Here is a 1,602-nt window from a genome sequence, read left to right as displayed (position 1 = left end):
CTATCAGACTTTAAACTGAAGAGTTTGATCATGGCTCAGATTGAACGCTGGCGGCAGGCCTAACACATGCAAGTCGAGCGGAAACGATCCTAGCTTGCTAGGAGGCGTCGAGCGGCGGACGGGTGAGTAATGCATAGGAATCTGCCCGGTAGTGGGGGATAACCTGGGGAAACCCAGGCTAATACCGCATACGCCCTACGGGGGAAAGCAGGGGATCTTCGGACCTTGCGCTATCGGATGAGCCTATGTCGGATTAGCTAGTTGGTGAGGTAACGGCTCACCAAGGCTGCGATCCGTAGCTGGTCTGAGAGGATGATCAGCCACATCGGGACTGAGACACGGCCCGAACTCCTACGGGAGGCAGCAGTGGGGAATATTGGACAATGGGCGAAAGCCTGATCCAGCCATGCCGCGTGTGTGAAGAAGGCCTTCGGGTTGTAAAGCACTTTCAGTGAGGAAGAAAGCCTTGAGGTTAATACCCTCGAGGGAGGACATCACTCACAGAAGAAGCACCGGCTAACTCCGTGCCAGCAGCCGCGGTAATACGGAGGGTGCGAGCGTTAATCGGAATTACTGGGCGTAAAGCGCGCGTAGGCGGCTTGATAAGCCGGTTGTGAAAGCCCCGGGCTCAACCTGGGAACGGCATCCGGAACTGTCAGGCTAGAGTGCAGGAGAGGAAGGTAGAATTCCCGGTGTAGCGGTGAAATGCGTAGAGATCGGGAGGAATACCAGTGGCGAAGGCGGCCTTCTGGACTGACACTGACGCTGAGGTGCGAAAGCGTGGGTAGCAAACAGGATTAGATACCCTGGTAGTCCACGCCGTAAACGATGTCGACTAGCCGTTGGGCTCCTTGAGAGCTTTGTGGCGCAGTTAACGCGATAAGTCGACCGCCTGGGGAGTACGGCCGCAAGGTTAAAACTCAAATGAATTGACGGGGGCCCGCACAAGCGGTGGAGCATGTGGTTTAATTCGATGCAACGCGAAGAACCTTACCTACCCTTGACATCGAGAGAACTTTCCAGAGATGGATTGGTGCCTTCGGGAACTCTCAGACAGGTGCTGCATGGCTGTCGTCAGCTCGTGTTGTGAAATGTTGGGTTAAGTCCCGTAACGAGCGCAACCCTTGTCCCTATTTGCCAGCGATTCGGTCGGGAACTCTAGGGAGACTGCCGGTGACAAACCGGAGGAAGGTGGGGACGACGTCAAGTCATCATGGCCCTTACGGGTAGGGCTACACACGTGCTACAATGGCCGGTACAATGGGTTGCGAATCCGCGAGGTGGAGCTAATCCCATAAAGCCGGTCTCAGTCCGGATCGGAGTCTGCAACTCGACTCCGTGAAGTCGGAATCGCTAGTAATCGTGAATCAGAATGTCACGGTGAATACGTTCCCGGGCCTTGTACACACCGCCCGTCACACCATGGGAGTGGACTGCACCAGAAGTGGTTAGCCTAACTTCGGAGGGCGATCACCACGGTGTGGTTCATGACTGGGGTGAAGTCGTAACAAGGTAGCCGTAGGGGAACCTGCGGCTGGATCACCTCCTTAAACGACACGTCATCTGACTGTCGGTAAGTGCTCACAATGAATTACCTGATCA

1 rRNA gene is annotated in these 1,602 nt (G+C 55.4%); it reads left to right on the top strand.

Features of this window, described 5'->3' with window-relative positions:
• The first annotated feature begins 12 nt into the window (after positions 1 to 12).
• Positions 13 to 1,550 (top strand): 16S ribosomal RNA (locus tag C9F12_RS22100).
• Positions 1,551 to 1,602 lie beyond the last annotated feature (52 nt).

Source organism: Halomonas sp. BN3-1 (genome assembly GCF_003056325.1).
GTDB classification, from domain to species: domain Bacteria; phylum Pseudomonadota; class Gammaproteobacteria; order Pseudomonadales; family Halomonadaceae; genus Halomonas; species Halomonas litopenaei.
This window is presented reverse-complemented; position numbering and strand designations above follow the sequence as displayed.